Below are 14,613 nucleotides of genomic sequence, written 5' to 3' on the forward strand. Positions count from 1 at the left end.
GTGTTGCAAATGTGTTGCATCCACCGGCAAGCTATATAGACCAAAATACGGGTCACTCATCAAACGGCGCGGCCGACATGATTTGTGTTACTGTCGGGATGGGCTGGCCGTGGAGTGTGCAGCCTGCGGTCCGCGCAACATCGTCAGTCCAGTTCAGGATTTGGGCGGCAGGATTGTGCCGACAGTGCTCGACCAAAAGGTTTTTGAATTCTTCTTTGAAACTCATGCGCGGATATTTTTCGAGTATCTCCTCGACCATTTGCGGCGGCACCTGATCGAGGCCGAGACCCAGGAAATCGAGCCCCGCACCGAGATGAACCATGGCTATTTCGTCCGCCAGCCGTGTGGGAATCCCGGGCGAGGTATGTAGCGCGATCGCCTGCCAAACCACATCGGCGCGCTCCGGCGACACCTGATGCTTTATGTAGAAAGCGGCCTCGGCGCCATCCACCTCAAACCGGTTGTCGCCGCGATAGGGCGGGACCAGACCCAGATCGTGCAAGACCGCCCCGCAAAACGCTTCTCCTCGTCGACCACTGAACGTCCGATACCCCTGACGGCCAGGCTTCCGAAAATGTACGTGCGCAGACAATGCGAGCAGAGAAATGCGGGTGAGCATGACTCCAAGAGGTCTACGGCCGCGTTGCATAAGGCCGTATCCGGAATCCTGATACCGGTCACCGATTTTAAGCGTGCCAAAGTCATGACTTTCTTCATTCCGCAAAGCTGCGCTATGCACCCGTCAACACCTGCTGCGGCCCGCCGCAGCGCCTCTGAGCGTGTGGGAGGACGGCATCCGTCCAGGATGAGACCGGGGCCATGACCGCCTCAGTACTCGAACCATCCCGCAAGTTGCCGGTTCTTTTCTTCGGTGAAGGGCGAGTACAAATGTTCTATCGATACGTCGGGCGGAGAGATCAGCATCGACTTGGCGTGGGTAAGCGCGTCGAAGCCGTATTTTCCGTAGTAGTGGCCGATGCCCGCGGACCCACTGCCGCCAAACGGCATGGTCTCGACGAAGAGGTGCACGTTCACCAGGTTCACGCCGCCCCCACCGAAGGACAACTGGCCGATGAACAGGTCAATGGCTTTCTGGTCGCGGCTGAAGATGAAGCCGGCGAGCGGACGTCCCGTTTTCGCCATCCGCATCATCGCCTCGTCGAAGGACTTGTAGGTCAGGATTGGCAGGATCGGACCGAAGACCTCGTCCTCCATGATCTTGTCGTCCCAGGTGATGGGATAGAGGAGCGTGGGGTCGAGGTAATGCGCATCCCGATCCGACTTGCCGCCAGCGATGACCTTGGAGGGGTCGATGAGCCCCGCCAGCCGGTCGACCGTACGCGCGTTGATGATCCGCGAATAGTCGGAATTGGATTTTGGATCGTTGCCAAACAGCTCGATCAGCGCCTTTTTTGCCTCGGCCGCAAATGCGTCCGCGACAGACTCATGGACATAGGCGTAGCCCGGCGAGGTACACCATTGGCCGCCCCAGGCCATCGCCCCCCAGACGATCTTCTTCGCCGCATCAGGGATGTTGGCGGTCTCGTCCACGACGGCGGGGTTCATCCCGCCAAGTTCGAGCAGGACCGGCGTGAGGGTTTCCGCAGCCGCCCGGGCGACGATCTTGCCGACAAACGTGCTGCCAGTGAAGAAGATGAAGTCATTAGGCAGCTTTAGCAGCTCGGTATTCGTCTCCTTGCCGCCCGGGACGGCGGTCACGGCGCCCGGATCGAAATACTTCGGGACCAGGTCGAGGAGCACTTCGGTCGTTCCCGGGAGCGCCTCACTCAGGGTGAGAATGCAGGTGTTGCCGGCCGCGAGCGCTGCCAGCGCCGGGCGGATCAGCAACAGCAGGGGCCCGTTGAATGGCCCAATGATCAACGCCACGCCGTATGGCTCGCGATAAATGATCCCCTTGTGGCCGGTCTTGGCCAGGAAGGTTGGAATCGGCGCCTCGACCGGCTTCATCCATTCCTTCAACTGGCTCTTCTGGACCTCGGACTCGCCAGCCGATGCAGCGGTCTCGAAGATGTATTCCTGCGAGGCCGTCTTGAAATCCTTGGCCATCGCCTTCTGAAAGCGCTCGCCGTTCTCCCTGATCATGCGAGCCATACGGTCGAGCTGATCGACACGCCATTCGTACGTACGCGTGATGCCTGTCGCGAACAGCGCCTTCTGCACCTTGAAGATATCCTCGAACTTGTTCATTGCGGTTTCTCCGGACATCTCACAAAACGCTCGCCTTGATGGCGTTGATCGCGGTGTTGTCCCAATAACAATCCAGATGCGTGATTTTGCCTTCCGCGTTGTAACGGATGATATAGGCGTGGGCGATGCGATCGGACTTGCCTTTCGCTACAAGACCAGGAACGTCCGCCGGCATGGCCCCACCGAGCAGCGCCTGTACCACGACGATGTGTCCTTCGGCCTGGATCATCTCGTCTACCTCGACACCGAAATCCGGCACGACCCCCAGCAAGCCGCGCCAGATTTGTTCAAGGCCACCCCGGATCGGCATGAGGCTTTTCTTGCCATAAGGAAGATATCGTCCTTGTGCGCCTTCGGCGCAAAGAGCCAGCATGCCATCGACATCATGAGCGTTATAGGCGGCGAAAAACTTTCTTGTGATCGCCTTCACATCGTTGTCTTTATTCATTCTCACTTCTCCCAGGCGTTATTGATTGCAAGTGCCACCTACACCATGGTCAGAACCATCCGAAAGCGCGCCTTGCCGGACATCATCCGCGCGTAGGCCTCCGCGGCGCGTTCAAGTGGCAAGGTTTCGATCATGGCGGCGACGTCGCTAAGGACGCTGAATCTGAGCGTCGCGTCTCCCGCCTCTGGCGTACCCGTCAAGGCGCCGTCAACACTGAGTTGCTTGAAAAGAAGCTCGAACGCCGACAACTCAATCGGCTCATCGGTGGCCCCGAGCGAAATCACAACGCCGCCGCGCCGCAGGCCGCCGAGTGCGGCTGCGACCGCCTTGCCGCCGGAAGCGGTAGCCAGCACCATCTGAGCGCCACCGCGCTCCTGGAGTGTTTTGGCGATGTCCGTCGTATCGCTGTCGATATAGTGATGAGCGCCCAGTTTTTTTGAAAGCTCGGCCCGATCGGCCCCGCGGTCGATCGCGATGACCTCAAACCCCATCCGCCGCGCGTATTGCACGCCGAGGTGGCCTAGCCCGCCGACCCCGAACACCGCAACGAGGTCTCCGGCTCGCGCCGAAGAATTCCTGAGGGCGCTGAAGGTCGTCAGGCCGGCACATAACAGGGGCGCCGCATCGACGGAGGAAAGATCATCCGGCACAGCGATCAAACCGCTCGACCTGGCGATCATCATTTCGGCATAGCCGCCGTCGTGCTGTACGCCGGTGTAACCCTGATTCACGCAGTTCACGAGATCGCCATCGCGGCAGTACACGCAGTACCCGCAACTGCCACCGAGGAAGCCCACACCGACGCGCTGGCCCATCTTCCAGCCTTCGACTCCGTCTCCGATGGCGTCGATCCGTCCAACCGCTTCGTGACCAGGCACTCTGGGCCACTGGATCGGCAGAATTCCTTCGACCGTCGCGGAATCCGAATGACATACGCCGCATGCCTCGACGCGAATGCGGACATGCTGTGGCGGAGGATCAGACAACGGCTTCTCGGTCAGCTCCAGCTTTCCCGGGCTCACCGCGTGCACCGCGCGATACATGGATTTCGATTTCGCCATAATCCCCTCCGTCGCTTACATTCAAGCCTGGATCATCCACACCTCTCCTATTGGTCTGCGCTTCCTGCCAAACAGGAGGGGTGGTGTTGCTCTACAGCGTCTCGGTATTGATATAAAAATTCTATGTGGCTTTTGACATCGCTCCGCGGCCGCACATCAATCGCCAAACATGGGGTTGCCACTCGCCGTCGCGGACGCCTCGACTTCCTCCTGCATTACATCCCAGTGTTCGGCCAATTTACCTTTCGCCACACGAAAGATATCGACCGCGATCATTGGCCTCGGTCCCCACCCGACATAGCGGCCGTGCACCATAACCAAATCTCCCTCCGCCACGACCATGCCGGGCTCATAGGAAAAGTCCTTGCTCAAGTTCGCTATGAGGCCGGGAATAGCCGCCCGTCCGTTAGGAATCGCGGGGTTGTGCTGAACATAATCTTCGGCGAAATAGCGTTCGGCCACGCTCGGATCCCGCCGAATGAAAGCGCCGGTCAATGCACGAAGCGCGATTTGTTTGGCGTTTCCCACTGCGTTCGCTCCGCCGCCCGCCGATGCCGCTAAATTCTACCGACGCGGCACCACCCTAGGCCATGCCATTAATCCCACGTTTCGTGCCAAAAACCGGGAGGGGTACGGCGACGCGATCAGGCGGGCGCCGATCTCCGACCATGCGTAAGCCGTCGGTCGATCTTCCGGTCGTCCCGTTCCTGCGGCGCTTTCAATGCGTCGATCGAAAGCGCTTTCTGTAAGCAGTCGGACTCACGCCCAAGCGCCGCTGAAAGAGGCGACGAAGAATCTCGGCGCTGGTGAAGCCGCAATGCCTGGCGATAGTTTCAATTTGATACTCGTCATCTTCGAGAGCGCGGCGCGCCGCATCCAGGCGGGCGCGCTCCACGAACACGCCGGGCGGTGCGCCCGCTTCCCGCTCGAAGTTACGCACGAAGTTGCGGGGACTCATATGCACGCGTTGAGCAAGCGCCTCGATCGTCAGATCGCTGGACAGGTGGTCGAGAATCCAGCGCTGCAGTTCGCCGATGGGACCATCCCCATCAAATTGCGCTGCGAGATGAGCGCTGAACTGCGACTGGCCTCCAGGCCGCTTGAGAAACAGCACCATCAATCGGGCGGCAGCAAGTGCTACATCGCGCCCGAGATCGTCCTGCACCAGCGCCAGGGCGAGGTCCATTCCTGCGGTCATGCCGGCCGTAGTATAGAAGCGACCGTCCCGCAGAAAAATCGGATCGGCTTCGACCTGGATCGCAGGGTAGCGCCGCGCCAATTCATCACAAAAAGCCCAATGTGTTACGGCGCGGCAACCGTCCAGTAGGCCGGCTTCCGCGAGCAGGAAAACGCCAGTGCAGATTCCGCCCACCCGGCGAATTCCTCCGGTGGTCTGCCTGAGCCAGTCGACACATGGCCGGGAGGCGGGGTTGTCGATTCCTGGCGCGCCCGCCACGATCAGGGTATCGAGCTCGAAAGGTGCTACCGTCGCAATCGAGCGCGTCGCGTTCAAGCTAACACCGCAAGATCCGTCAATCGCTCCGACGTGTTCGGACCAGACCTCGACGTGGTAGGCCTTGGCAGAAGGTGGTTTACGCTCGGCGAGAATGATATTTGCGGCGGCAAAGACCTCAAGCGGACCGACAGCGTCGAGCAACGCCACACCCGGATAAGCGAGAATGCCAATGTGGCGGGGCTCGGAATCGCTGGTGGGCGCGTGCCTGGCGGGTTGAAGTTTCATGTTGGCCATTATGTCCGACCGGACGGCTTTGAGCCAGAATCTTCTAGATTGCGACGCATCCGCCAGAAGGAGTCACTTGATCAGGCCTGAAGGAGAAGCGCAGAGCCGCTACTGATCACCGAATGCTCCAAGACCCAACCCGTGGGCTTGACGTTCAATCAAAGCGCCTGGAGAAAGCTTTTGCAAGCTTCGGCCAGCGCTTCTGGTCTGTGAGGAAGCGCCGAAGCTTGACCCCTCCACCGCTTAGTAGATCAATAACTTAGCTCGCCGATCGGCGTCGGGACCCCACGCCGATACACAGCTTTTCAGCTTCTCTGCAATCCTGCGTCCGCCGACGCAGTCTGTCCCAGGGCGAGGAAAAAAAATGCCAAGCGCAACACTCCCTAACTTCGTCGCAGCGATCCCGTGACCGCTCGCGTTTGCGACAAGACGCTAAATCAGCAGCGCCAGCGCTGGGAACGCAATGATTTGCACAGGTCTCAACTTCGCTTCATCTGACGGTATGGCTCAGTCGCGAGAGGCACGAACCTCTGCCGCCGTGACATTGCCTTGCTTGCCGCCGAAATGCCCGATGACGTAGTTGCTGACGGCAGCGATCTCCGCGTCGGAATATGCGTCGGCGAATGGGGGCATCGTGTTGTGGCCACCAAGCGCCCCAATCTTGATGCCTTCAAGTACGGCGCGGACAACATTTGTGCCATCGGGGTCGTTCACGCTGCGGGAGCCGCGAAGTCCAGCATTGCCGGTCTGCTGACCATTGCCGTCCCAGCCGTGGCAACTCGCACACGCCGAAGCGAATACCTGGAAGCCAGCACTCTCGTCGCGGTCCGCTCCGGGTGACCACGCTGTAGCGCCATTCAACGTGCCCGGATCGCGGACGACTCGGGCAGCGAGTTCGGATCGTTGCGGCGGAACTGTCCTCAAATATCGGGCCAGCGCGGCAATGTCTTCGGAAGATAGATGACGAAGACTGAGATCGATCGCCTCGGCCATGCCACCCCCGGCGCTACCATGTGCGGGCGCGTGCCCGGAAGACAGATACTGTTCTATTTCGGCGGCGGACCATGCGCCTATGCCGGTCTCACTGTCGGAGGTGATGTTGTACGCCTTCCACCCGTCAACGACCGCCCCGGCGTACTTCCTGCTACTCTTCGTCGCAAACATCAGATTGCGGGGGGTGTGGCATTCGCCGCAATGCGCGAGCGCTTCGGCGAGATACGATCCGCGATTCCATGCGGCGTCGTGGGTCGCAGACGGCTTCCATGGCCTGGTCGGCACAAACAGGAGCTTCCAGGCCCTCAGCACGTACCGTTGGTTGAAAGGGAAGACGAGCGTGTTATCGGCGTTCCGCGCGGTCACCGGCAGCACGGTCGAAAGATAGGCACGGATGGCAAGCACGTCGTCGGTCGACAGAAGCGCATAAGCCGTATACGGAAAGGCGGGATAGAGATCCTCTCCATTTCTCCCGATTCCCCGATGTAGCGCTCTCACAAATTCCGCATCGCTCCACCGGCCGATCCCCGTTTCCCGATCGGGCGTGATGTTAGTCGAATAGATCGTACCGAACGGAAGTTTGAAGGCACGCCCGCCCGCGAATGGTTTGCCGCCGGGAACCGTATGGCAGGCGGCGCAATCAGCCGCTTTGGTCAGATACTCACCCTTCGCGACCAGTGCGGATCCGGTTTGTTGCGCGTCCGTGGCCTGGACCGCCTCGATAGAGGCAGGCCAGAAGAAGAAGCAAGCGGCCGCAATCGCACCGACGACACCCAGAGCGCCTATAGTGATGAGCGTGCGCCGCCGATTCATGAGCTTTCCCTTTTGGACAACAGCCTCCGCTCGACCGGCAGGCGGCGGAGGCGGACGCCGGTCGCTGCGAAGATCGCGTTCCCGAGCGCCGGGGCCGCAGATACCGTGCCCACCTCGCCCAGGCCGCCGGGCCCCTCGCCGCTATCCAACAGGTGGACCTCGATCGGCGGCGTCTCGTTGATGCGAAGTTGTCTGTAGTCGTTGAAATTGCCCTGTTGTACGCGCCCTTCATCGAAGGTAATGCCATTGAACAGAGCGGCCGATAGTCCGAACAGAACGCCGCCCTCAATCTGCGCGCGGACGGTGTCTGGATTGATCTGGATACCACAGTCGACGGCCGCCACGATCTTCTTCAGGGAGATCTCGCCGGAGAGAGCCACTCCGACTTCGACGACCAGAGCGGCGTAGGTTCCGAAGTTCTGATGTAGCGACACCCCACGCCCCGTCCTCGGCTCCAACGGCATGCTCCAGCCAGCAGCGTCGGCAACCTTGTCCAGCACGGCTATCGCGCGCGGATTGGCGTCGAGCAATGCCCGCCTGTAGGCGACCGGATCGTGCCCTGCCTCATGCGCCAACTCGTCCAGGAAACTCTCGACGACGAAAACGTTGTGCGTAGGGCCGACGCCCCGCCACCAGTTCAACTTGACTGGCGGATCGTGCCTGATCCAGTCGACCCTTATCGCTGGGAACGCATAGGGGCTGTCCCAGGCGCCATCGACGGCATCCTTGTCGAGCTTTCCTTCCGGCCAGCCGTCTTCAGCGAAGTAACGCCTGACCGTTCCCGATATGGTGCGATGGGTCCAGACCATGGGCTGGCCTTGCTCGTCCAGACCCGCTGCTAACCTGTCGAGATAACAGGGGCGAAAGCGATCGTGCCGGATATCCTGCTCGCGCGTCCAGATGATCTTCAGGGGATAGGGGACCTGCTTGGCGAAATGAACGGCCTGCTCGATCGTGTCCGCTTGGAGCCTGCGCCCGAATCCTCCTCCGATGAGATGATTGTGCAACGCCACCTTGTCGACCGGAAGTCCGGTGATCCTGGCCGCATGCTTCTGAGCCACCACGGGCGTCTGAGTGCCGACCCAGATATCGCAACTATCGGGACGGACGTGAACGGTCGTATTGATCGGCTCCATCGTCGCGTGAGCCAAAAACGGAAGTTCGTATTCGGCTGTCACCCGCTTCGTCGCGTTCTTGAGGCTGGTCTCGATGTCGCCGCGTTCGAGAGCCTTGATCGGCGTGCCCTCATCGGCCGCTTTAGCTGCTTCGGCGCGAATCGATGCGGTGGTCACTTTCGCGTTCGGTCCCAACTCCCAATCGATATCCAGTGCTTCAACGCCGGCGCGGGCGGCCCAGTAGTGTTCGCCGACAACTGCCACCGCGTCGTCGATGCGCAAGACGTCGATGACGCCCGGGATCTTTCGCGCACGGTTGTCATCGACCGATTTCAGCCTACCTCCGTCCACGGGGCTAATCGCCACGGCTGCGGTCTTCATTCCATCGACCGTCACATCGATCCCGTAGACCGCGCTCCCGTTCACCTTGGCCGGCGTATCGATCCGACGTTGGGATTTGCCGATGATCTTGAACTCTTCGCGCGATTTCAGTACCGGATCTTCGGGCATCGGCTGGGTCGCGGCCGATTCAGCCACCTCTTCGTATCTCAGCACACGGCCCGTCAATGAATGCAGGATCGTGCCCTCCTTCGTGGAGCATTCGTCCGGGTGCACTCCCCAAGCCTGCGCCGCTGCGGCAACGAGCATGGATCGCGCAGCCGCTCCCGCCTGCCGAAGAGGAGTCCAGAATCCTCGGATCGAGGTGGACCCGCCCGTCATCTGAGCCTTGAAGAGAGGCTGCGCGTAAAGCGATGCGTCGGGCGGCGCGGCAATCGCCATGATCTGATCGAGACGTACGTCGAGTTCCTCGGCCAGCAAGGCCGCTTCCGCGGTGTAGATACCCTGACCCATCTCGACGCTCGGCATCACCAGCGATATGCCCCCCTTGTGCGAGATGCGGACGAAACCACTAATTGCGCTCGGTCCTGTCGCTCCGGACGTTGCGGCTCTTGCTCGGGCGCTACAGGCGAAGGCGACCATGAGGCCGCCTACGATTAACTTGCGTCGGGAAATCGACAGGTGCCCGGTCATGTGCGTGAGGCCGACTTGATCGCGGCGCGTATGCGGGCGTAGGTCGCGCAACGGCAGATGTTTCCAGCCATTGCCGCATCGATTTCAACATCATCGGGAGAGCGATTGTGCTCGATAAGAGCCGCCGCGCTCATGATCTGACCCGACTGGCAGTAGCCGCATTGGACGACCTCGAGTTCGAGCCACGCCTGTTGAATCCTGCGCCCGCTCTCCTTTTGCCCGATGGCCTCGATTGTCGTCACCTCGCGCGAGCCGACGTTCGCGGCCGGCAACATGCAAGATCGAACGGGCCGGCCGTCCACATGCACGGTACACGCGCCGCATTGCGCGATCCCGCATCCGAATTTGGTCCCCTTGAGGTTCAGGAGATCGCGCAGGACCCAGAGTAATGGCATGTCATCGGGAGCCTGCACGGCATAGTCCCGTCCGTTGACGTTAAGCGATATCATTTGTCATCTCGGTCGATGCGGACGGAGCATTGTCCAGCGGGGAAGAACGTTTCTTGTCTGAGCTCAACGCGCATTGGATGTTTCTCGCCGTATCTGCTTTCCAGTTTGACCGGCCCATCCGTCGAGAAAGTCGAGAAGCAGCCTGTTGACGGCTTCCGGTTGCTCTTCCTGCGGAAGATGGCCGCAGCGTTCGATCGGAGCTACTGAGAGGTTTTCTGCCATCTCGCTCCAAACGGCCTTCATGTCGAACAGACGGCCGACGGCGCCGAAATCGGCGCCCCAAAGCGAAAGCACGGGGCACCTGATCTTCCGGTCGGCATCCTCAAGGTCCTGCGCGACGTCTTCTGCACTGGCACGATAGTCGGACATCGCGCCCCGTATGGCGCCGGGGGCGCTGTAGGCTCTCACATAGGTCTCGAACGCCTCGCCGGAGATCGTCATCGGATCGTGGCACCAGTCGGAAAAGAAGTGACGAAGCCAGATGTCCTCGCGTCCGGCGATCAATGCCTCTGGCAGATCAGGAATCTGGTGGAACATGAAGAACCAATACTCGCGGGCGATCTTCGCGTTCATTTCGCGCGCGACGATGCGGGTCGGAACGTTGTCGATGACGACCAGGCGGTCGACCAAATTCGGGTGGTCCTTGGCGAGGCGGGTCGCGACCCGCGCGCCGCGATCGTGGCCGACCAATGCGACGCGCCCGACGCCGAGCGTCTTCAAGAGCTCGACGATATCGTTGGCCATTGTCCTCTTGTCGTAGCCTTTCGACGGCTTGTCGGTCTCGCCGTACCCACGCAGGTCCGGAGCAATCACGCGGTAATGGGGGTCAAGCGCTGGAATCTGGAAACGCCAAGCGAAGCTGGTCTGCGGGAAACCGTGCAGGAGGACCACTGGGGGACCGGCCCCGGCTTCGAGGTAGAACTGGCGGATGCCGTTTGCCCGGCACGTAGCTCGACGGATGGTCATCGATCTCGTGCCTCCGGCGCCAGGTTTTCGGAACGCCATCCTTTGTCAAGTCGGACGGGGCCGATTGCAGGCAAAGTTGTCGTAACGATTGCAAGTTTGGACATGTGACTTGCTCCTCTTGGTTCCGGATGAGGAGTAGCCGACCTACTTCCGACGCTCTTGTTCGTTCCTGATCCATTTGGACGGTTACTGTGGAATTCTGCAGGATAGCGACAGTCCGTCATTACGCAGCTTTTCCTTGGATAGCTCGACACGCTGCTCAGTGAGCCACTTGTGCGGCGCCACTCCCAGCGTGCGACGAAAGGCGTGCGAGAAAGAGCCCACTGATAGGCCACACTCTCGCGCCACCTCCTTGAGCGCCACACCGTGCTTGATGTTGGCTTGAAGAATTTCTCTCGCGCGTCGCTCCTGCCATGGCGTCAGCCCACCCCGGGCCGGCCGCGACATTGGCCGCATGCCTCCATAGGTCTGAGCGACATGCACCCCGACCGCCAGCAGAACGTGGTCGACAAACAACGGGTTCGCCTGGTCGGGATGACTGAGGGCGGGCCGCAGCAAGCTTCCCAAGCCGGAAATCGTGAGGTCGTTGACGCCCGCGCCGGGCTCATACCTTAAATCACGAATTCGCGGCGCGTTGGCGTTGTCAGCGATCGCATCTAACGCCGCACGCGGCAGATAAAACGCCAGAGTGTGATAGGGCTTGTCGTATCGAGCGGTGGGAACTCGCCTCAGGTCATGAAGACAACTCTCGCCAATCCGCTGGTCGCACACCGACACTCGTCGGCCATCCTCCCAATATTCGCGATTTGGAGAATCGCGGAGGTATAAACCGACGAGAAAAGCATCTTCCTGCTGGATCGGACCATACATTTCGGACAACGGACTGTCACATCGAATCTCTGTGACTGCTATAATCGCTTTGCGTAATGCGCGAGTAACGATCGCCGGTGCGCTCTCGACTCGAAATCGCCTACCAAGCCGGTGTCCATAGGCCTCGGTCATCACTCAACCAATCGCTCAAAGCGCCAAACTGCAGATCCACATTTCGTAGCTTCTTGGATCTGATGTCGTGACTCGCATTGGAAGGTCATCGTCAGTGAAGATTTCCTTTCGTATGAAGGTCAATGCCAGTCCAACGGCGACCATCCCACAGTTGCTAAGACAATTCTTGAACGGACGTGATCTCCGCTGTTTTCCTATGCTCTTTTTGGGCGCGGACTTGCAGCCAAGCACGGATGGATGCGAGCTAGACGCGGGCTGGAGATCGACTTTTGTTGATGCCGATTTCGTGAGTCGTTTGCTGTACCGAGCTCTCTATATCGACTGAGCTGACCGTGCCGCCGGCATTGTTGACGATTTGGCGTGTCAGGCGGCGTGGAGGCCGAGCAGGGATTTCGGCTCAAGAAACGCCTCCAGCCCGAAGTCGCCGTATTCGCGGCCGATGCCGGATTGCTTGAACCCGCCGAACGGTGCCATCGGCTCGTGGGCCAGCGTGTTGATCAGCACGCGACCGGCAACGATCCGGTCGGCCACTCGTCTAGCACGATCCGTGTCGCCGGACAGGACATACGCTTGCAGGCCGCAGACCGTGTCGTTGGCGATGGCGATCGCCTCTTCGTCATCTGCATAGGGAATGATCGACAGAACCGGCCCGAAGATCTCCTCGCGCGCAATGGTCATGTCATTGCGAACGTTGGTGAACAGCGTCGGCCGCACGAACCAGCCGTCGAGCCCGTCCGGCTTGCCCTCGCCGCCGGCAAGCAGCGTGCCCTCGTCGATACCGATAAGGATATAACGTTGAACGCGATCCCATTGCTTCTGGCTGACCATCGGGCCGACGGTCGTTTTGGGGTCGCGCGGATCGCCGGTCTTGACCTGTCTGACCGCCGCCTTCGCAAGCTCTTCCACCTCACCGAGTCTGCTCCGTGGCACGAGGATGCGCGTGCCGGCGATACAAGCCTGTCCGCTGTTCATGAAGCCCGCACCGATGGCCAACGGAATCGCCTGGGCCAGATTGGCATCGTCCAGGATGACGGTGGGAGACTTGCCGCCGAGTTCGAGCGTGATCCTTTTCATCGTCTCCGCGCCGGCGCGCAGGATTGCTTTGCCGACCGCGGTCGACCCGGTGAAGGAGATCTTCGCGACATCGGGGTGGCCGGTGATCTCGGCGCCGACGACTTCGCCCCGGCCAGTGACGATGTTGAACACGCCAGCCGGTACTCCGGCCTGATGCAGCGCTTCGGTTACCACCTGTGTCTGGATCGCGCTCATCTCGCTCGGTTTGATGACCGTCGTGCAGCCGGCCGCGATGGCGGCAGCGAGCTTGCCGCAAATGAAGCTGGCATCGCTGTTCCAGGGCGTTATGAGGCCAGCGACACCCAGAGGCTCCATCATCACCTCGGCGGTGCCGACGTGACGTGTAAAGCGATAATCCTCCAGCACCTGCGCCATATCGAGGAGGACATCTGCCGAGTGGTCGGCCATGAAGCCGGCACGCGAGACGGGTGCGCCATACTCTTCGACGATTGCTTCCAGCAGGTCCGCCCGACGCGCCTTGATGGCGGCATGCATCCGCCGCAGCAGGGCGATGCGTTCGGCCCTGCTCGTGCGCGAGAAGGCCGGGAAGGCGCGTTTGGCGGCAGCGATAGCGGCGCGTGCGTCCTCCGCGTCGGCGAGGCGCACCCGACCGATGACCTGCGCCGTCGCAGGGTTGTGGAGGTCAAAGAGCTCAGTCCCGTGCGGTGTGACGAAGCCGCCGTCGATATAGATCTTGTCGATGAAGCGCATGGCACTCTCTCCCAGAGAACGGTGGATGGATCGGAAGATAGGGCGTTATCGTTGGTGCGATAAGGTGTATAATTCTGCAAGAAGTGGTGCAGGAATCCGGACAATGCGGTCATCGGGATTAATCGAACTTGATGCTGTGCTGGCGGTGGCGCGCCACCGCGGCTTCCGAGCGGCTGCCACCGAACTCGGCATGTCGCGCTCGGCGTTGAGCCATGCCATCGCCGCGCTGGAAGCGAAACTCGGCGTGCGCCTGTTCCACCGAACAACGCGCAGCGTGTCGCTGACCGAGGCTGGTGAGCAGTTCGTTTCCGGCGTTGCGCCGGCGCTGGGCCAGATCAGAGAAGCAATGGAACGGGCGGGAAGTCATCGCGAGACGCCGGCCGGAACATTGCGCATCAGCACGTCGGCGGGCGCGGCGCGGCAGATGGAGCCGCTGGTGTTCGAGTATCTGCGCCGATATCCCGACGTGACGGTCGACATCGTCACTGAGGGACGACTGGTCGATATTGTCGTTGATGGGTTCGACGCCGGCGTGCGGCTGGCTGAAATGGTGCCGCGGGACATGATCGCCGTGCCGCTGGGGCGCGATCAACGTTTCGCAGTTGTCGGATCGCCGGCCTATTTCAAGCAGCATCCGAAGCCACGCACGCCTGCCGATCTCTCTCGGCATCGCTGTATCCGCAGCCGACTGCCGAGCGGTGGCATCTATCGTTGGGAGTTCGAGCGCCACGGCGAAACGCTGGCGATCGACGGTGAAGGACCGCTGATCCTCGACGAGTCCAATTTAATGTTGGCGGCGGCGCGGGCCGGGGTCGGCCTAGCCTATCTCACCGAATGGAATGTCGCGGCCGATCTCGCGGCCGGCTCGCTGGTTCGCGTACTTGATGCATGGACGCCGCCCTTTCGAGGCCTGTCGCTCTATTATCCCGGACGTCGGCATGTACCCGCCGCCTTGCGCGCCATGATCAACCTGATCCGGGAAAAGGCAGTGAGGTGAAAG

General features: G+C 60.8%; 13 protein-coding genes. 1 reads left to right on the forward strand and 12 read right to left on the reverse strand.

The genetic code is table 11. The features are described 5' to 3' along the window. Positions 1 to 52 precede the first annotated feature (52 nt). From V1289_RS08850 to V1289_RS08905, 12 genes are all read right to left on the reverse strand, one after another. Positions 53 to 619: a hypothetical protein gene (locus V1289_RS08850; protein ID WP_334396592.1), complete on the reverse strand. Its 567-nt coding sequence runs from the start codon at positions 617 to 619 to the stop codon at positions 53 to 55. A gap of 209 nt (positions 620 to 828) precedes the next feature. Beyond that, on the reverse strand, positions 829 to 2,208 hold the full coding sequence (locus V1289_RS08855) for an aldehyde dehydrogenase family protein (protein ID WP_334396593.1): 1,380 nt from the start codon (positions 2,206 to 2,208) through the stop codon (positions 829 to 831). A 19-nt stretch (positions 2,209 to 2,227) separates the two neighbouring features. Further along, the gene (locus tag V1289_RS08860; protein ID WP_334396594.1) at positions 2,228 to 2,656 is read right to left on the reverse strand and encodes a nuclear transport factor 2 family protein; all 429 of its coding nucleotides are present in this window, start codon (positions 2,654 to 2,656) and stop codon (positions 2,228 to 2,230) included. Positions 2,657 to 2,694: 38 nt separating this feature from the next. Beyond that, complete coding sequence (locus V1289_RS08865; protein WP_334396595.1) at positions 2,695 to 3,717, reverse strand: zinc-binding dehydrogenase; 1,023 nt, start codon at positions 3,715 to 3,717, stop codon at positions 2,695 to 2,697. A 156-nt stretch (positions 3,718 to 3,873) separates the two neighbouring features. Further along, complete coding sequence (locus tag V1289_RS08870) at positions 3,874 to 4,245, reverse strand: nuclear transport factor 2 family protein (protein ID WP_334396596.1); 372 nt, start codon at positions 4,243 to 4,245, stop codon at positions 3,874 to 3,876. A 190-nt stretch (positions 4,246 to 4,435) separates the two neighbouring features. Then, positions 4,436 to 5,467 (reverse strand): GlxA family transcriptional regulator, encoded by a 1,032-nt coding sequence (locus tag V1289_RS08875; RefSeq protein WP_334396597.1) that lies wholly within the window; start codon positions 5,465 to 5,467, stop codon positions 4,436 to 4,438. A 498-nt stretch (positions 5,468 to 5,965) separates the two neighbouring features. Continuing rightward, positions 5,966 to 7,264, reverse strand: coding sequence for a c-type cytochrome (locus tag V1289_RS08880; protein ID WP_334396598.1), 1,299 nt, complete (start codon positions 7,262 to 7,264; stop codon positions 5,966 to 5,968). Continuing rightward, complete coding sequence (locus V1289_RS08885) at positions 7,261 to 9,411, reverse strand: xanthine dehydrogenase family protein molybdopterin-binding subunit (RefSeq protein WP_334407350.1); 2,151 nt, start codon at positions 9,409 to 9,411, stop codon at positions 7,261 to 7,263. Before V1289_RS08885 ends, V1289_RS08880 begins: the two co-directional genes overlap by 4 nt. After that, positions 9,408 to 9,860: a (2Fe-2S)-binding protein gene (locus tag V1289_RS08890; protein WP_334396599.1), complete on the reverse strand. Its 453-nt coding sequence runs from the start codon at positions 9,858 to 9,860 to the stop codon at positions 9,408 to 9,410. The genes V1289_RS08885 and V1289_RS08890 overlap by 4 nt, the downstream gene beginning before the upstream one ends. Before the next feature lie 63 nt (positions 9,861 to 9,923). Then, positions 9,924 to 10,826 (reverse strand): alpha/beta fold hydrolase, encoded by a 903-nt coding sequence (locus V1289_RS08895; RefSeq protein WP_334396600.1) that lies wholly within the window; start codon positions 10,824 to 10,826, stop codon positions 9,924 to 9,926. A gap of 186 nt (positions 10,827 to 11,012) precedes the next feature. Continuing rightward, positions 11,013 to 11,696, reverse strand: coding sequence for a helix-turn-helix domain-containing protein (locus tag V1289_RS08900; RefSeq protein WP_334407352.1), 684 nt, complete (start codon positions 11,694 to 11,696; stop codon positions 11,013 to 11,015). A gap of 495 nt (positions 11,697 to 12,191) precedes the next feature. Beyond that, positions 12,192 to 13,613 carry an aldehyde dehydrogenase family protein gene (locus V1289_RS08905; RefSeq protein ID WP_334396601.1) on the reverse strand — a complete coding sequence of 474 codons (1,422 nt, stop codon included), beginning with the start codon at positions 13,611 to 13,613 and terminating at the stop codon, positions 12,192 to 12,194. Between the two features lie 103 nt (positions 13,614 to 13,716). Between V1289_RS08905 and V1289_RS08910 the strand changes: the two genes are divergently transcribed. Further along, on the forward strand, positions 13,717 to 14,610 hold the full coding sequence (locus tag V1289_RS08910; RefSeq protein ID WP_334396602.1) for a LysR family transcriptional regulator: 894 nt from the start codon (positions 13,717 to 13,719) through the stop codon (positions 14,608 to 14,610). The last annotated feature ends 3 nt before the right edge of the window (positions 14,611 to 14,613 follow it).

Origin of the sequence: Bradyrhizobium sp. AZCC 2289 (genome assembly GCF_036924615.1) — a bacterium.
In the GTDB taxonomy this organism is placed as follows: Bacteria; Pseudomonadota; Alphaproteobacteria; order Rhizobiales; family Xanthobacteraceae; genus Bradyrhizobium.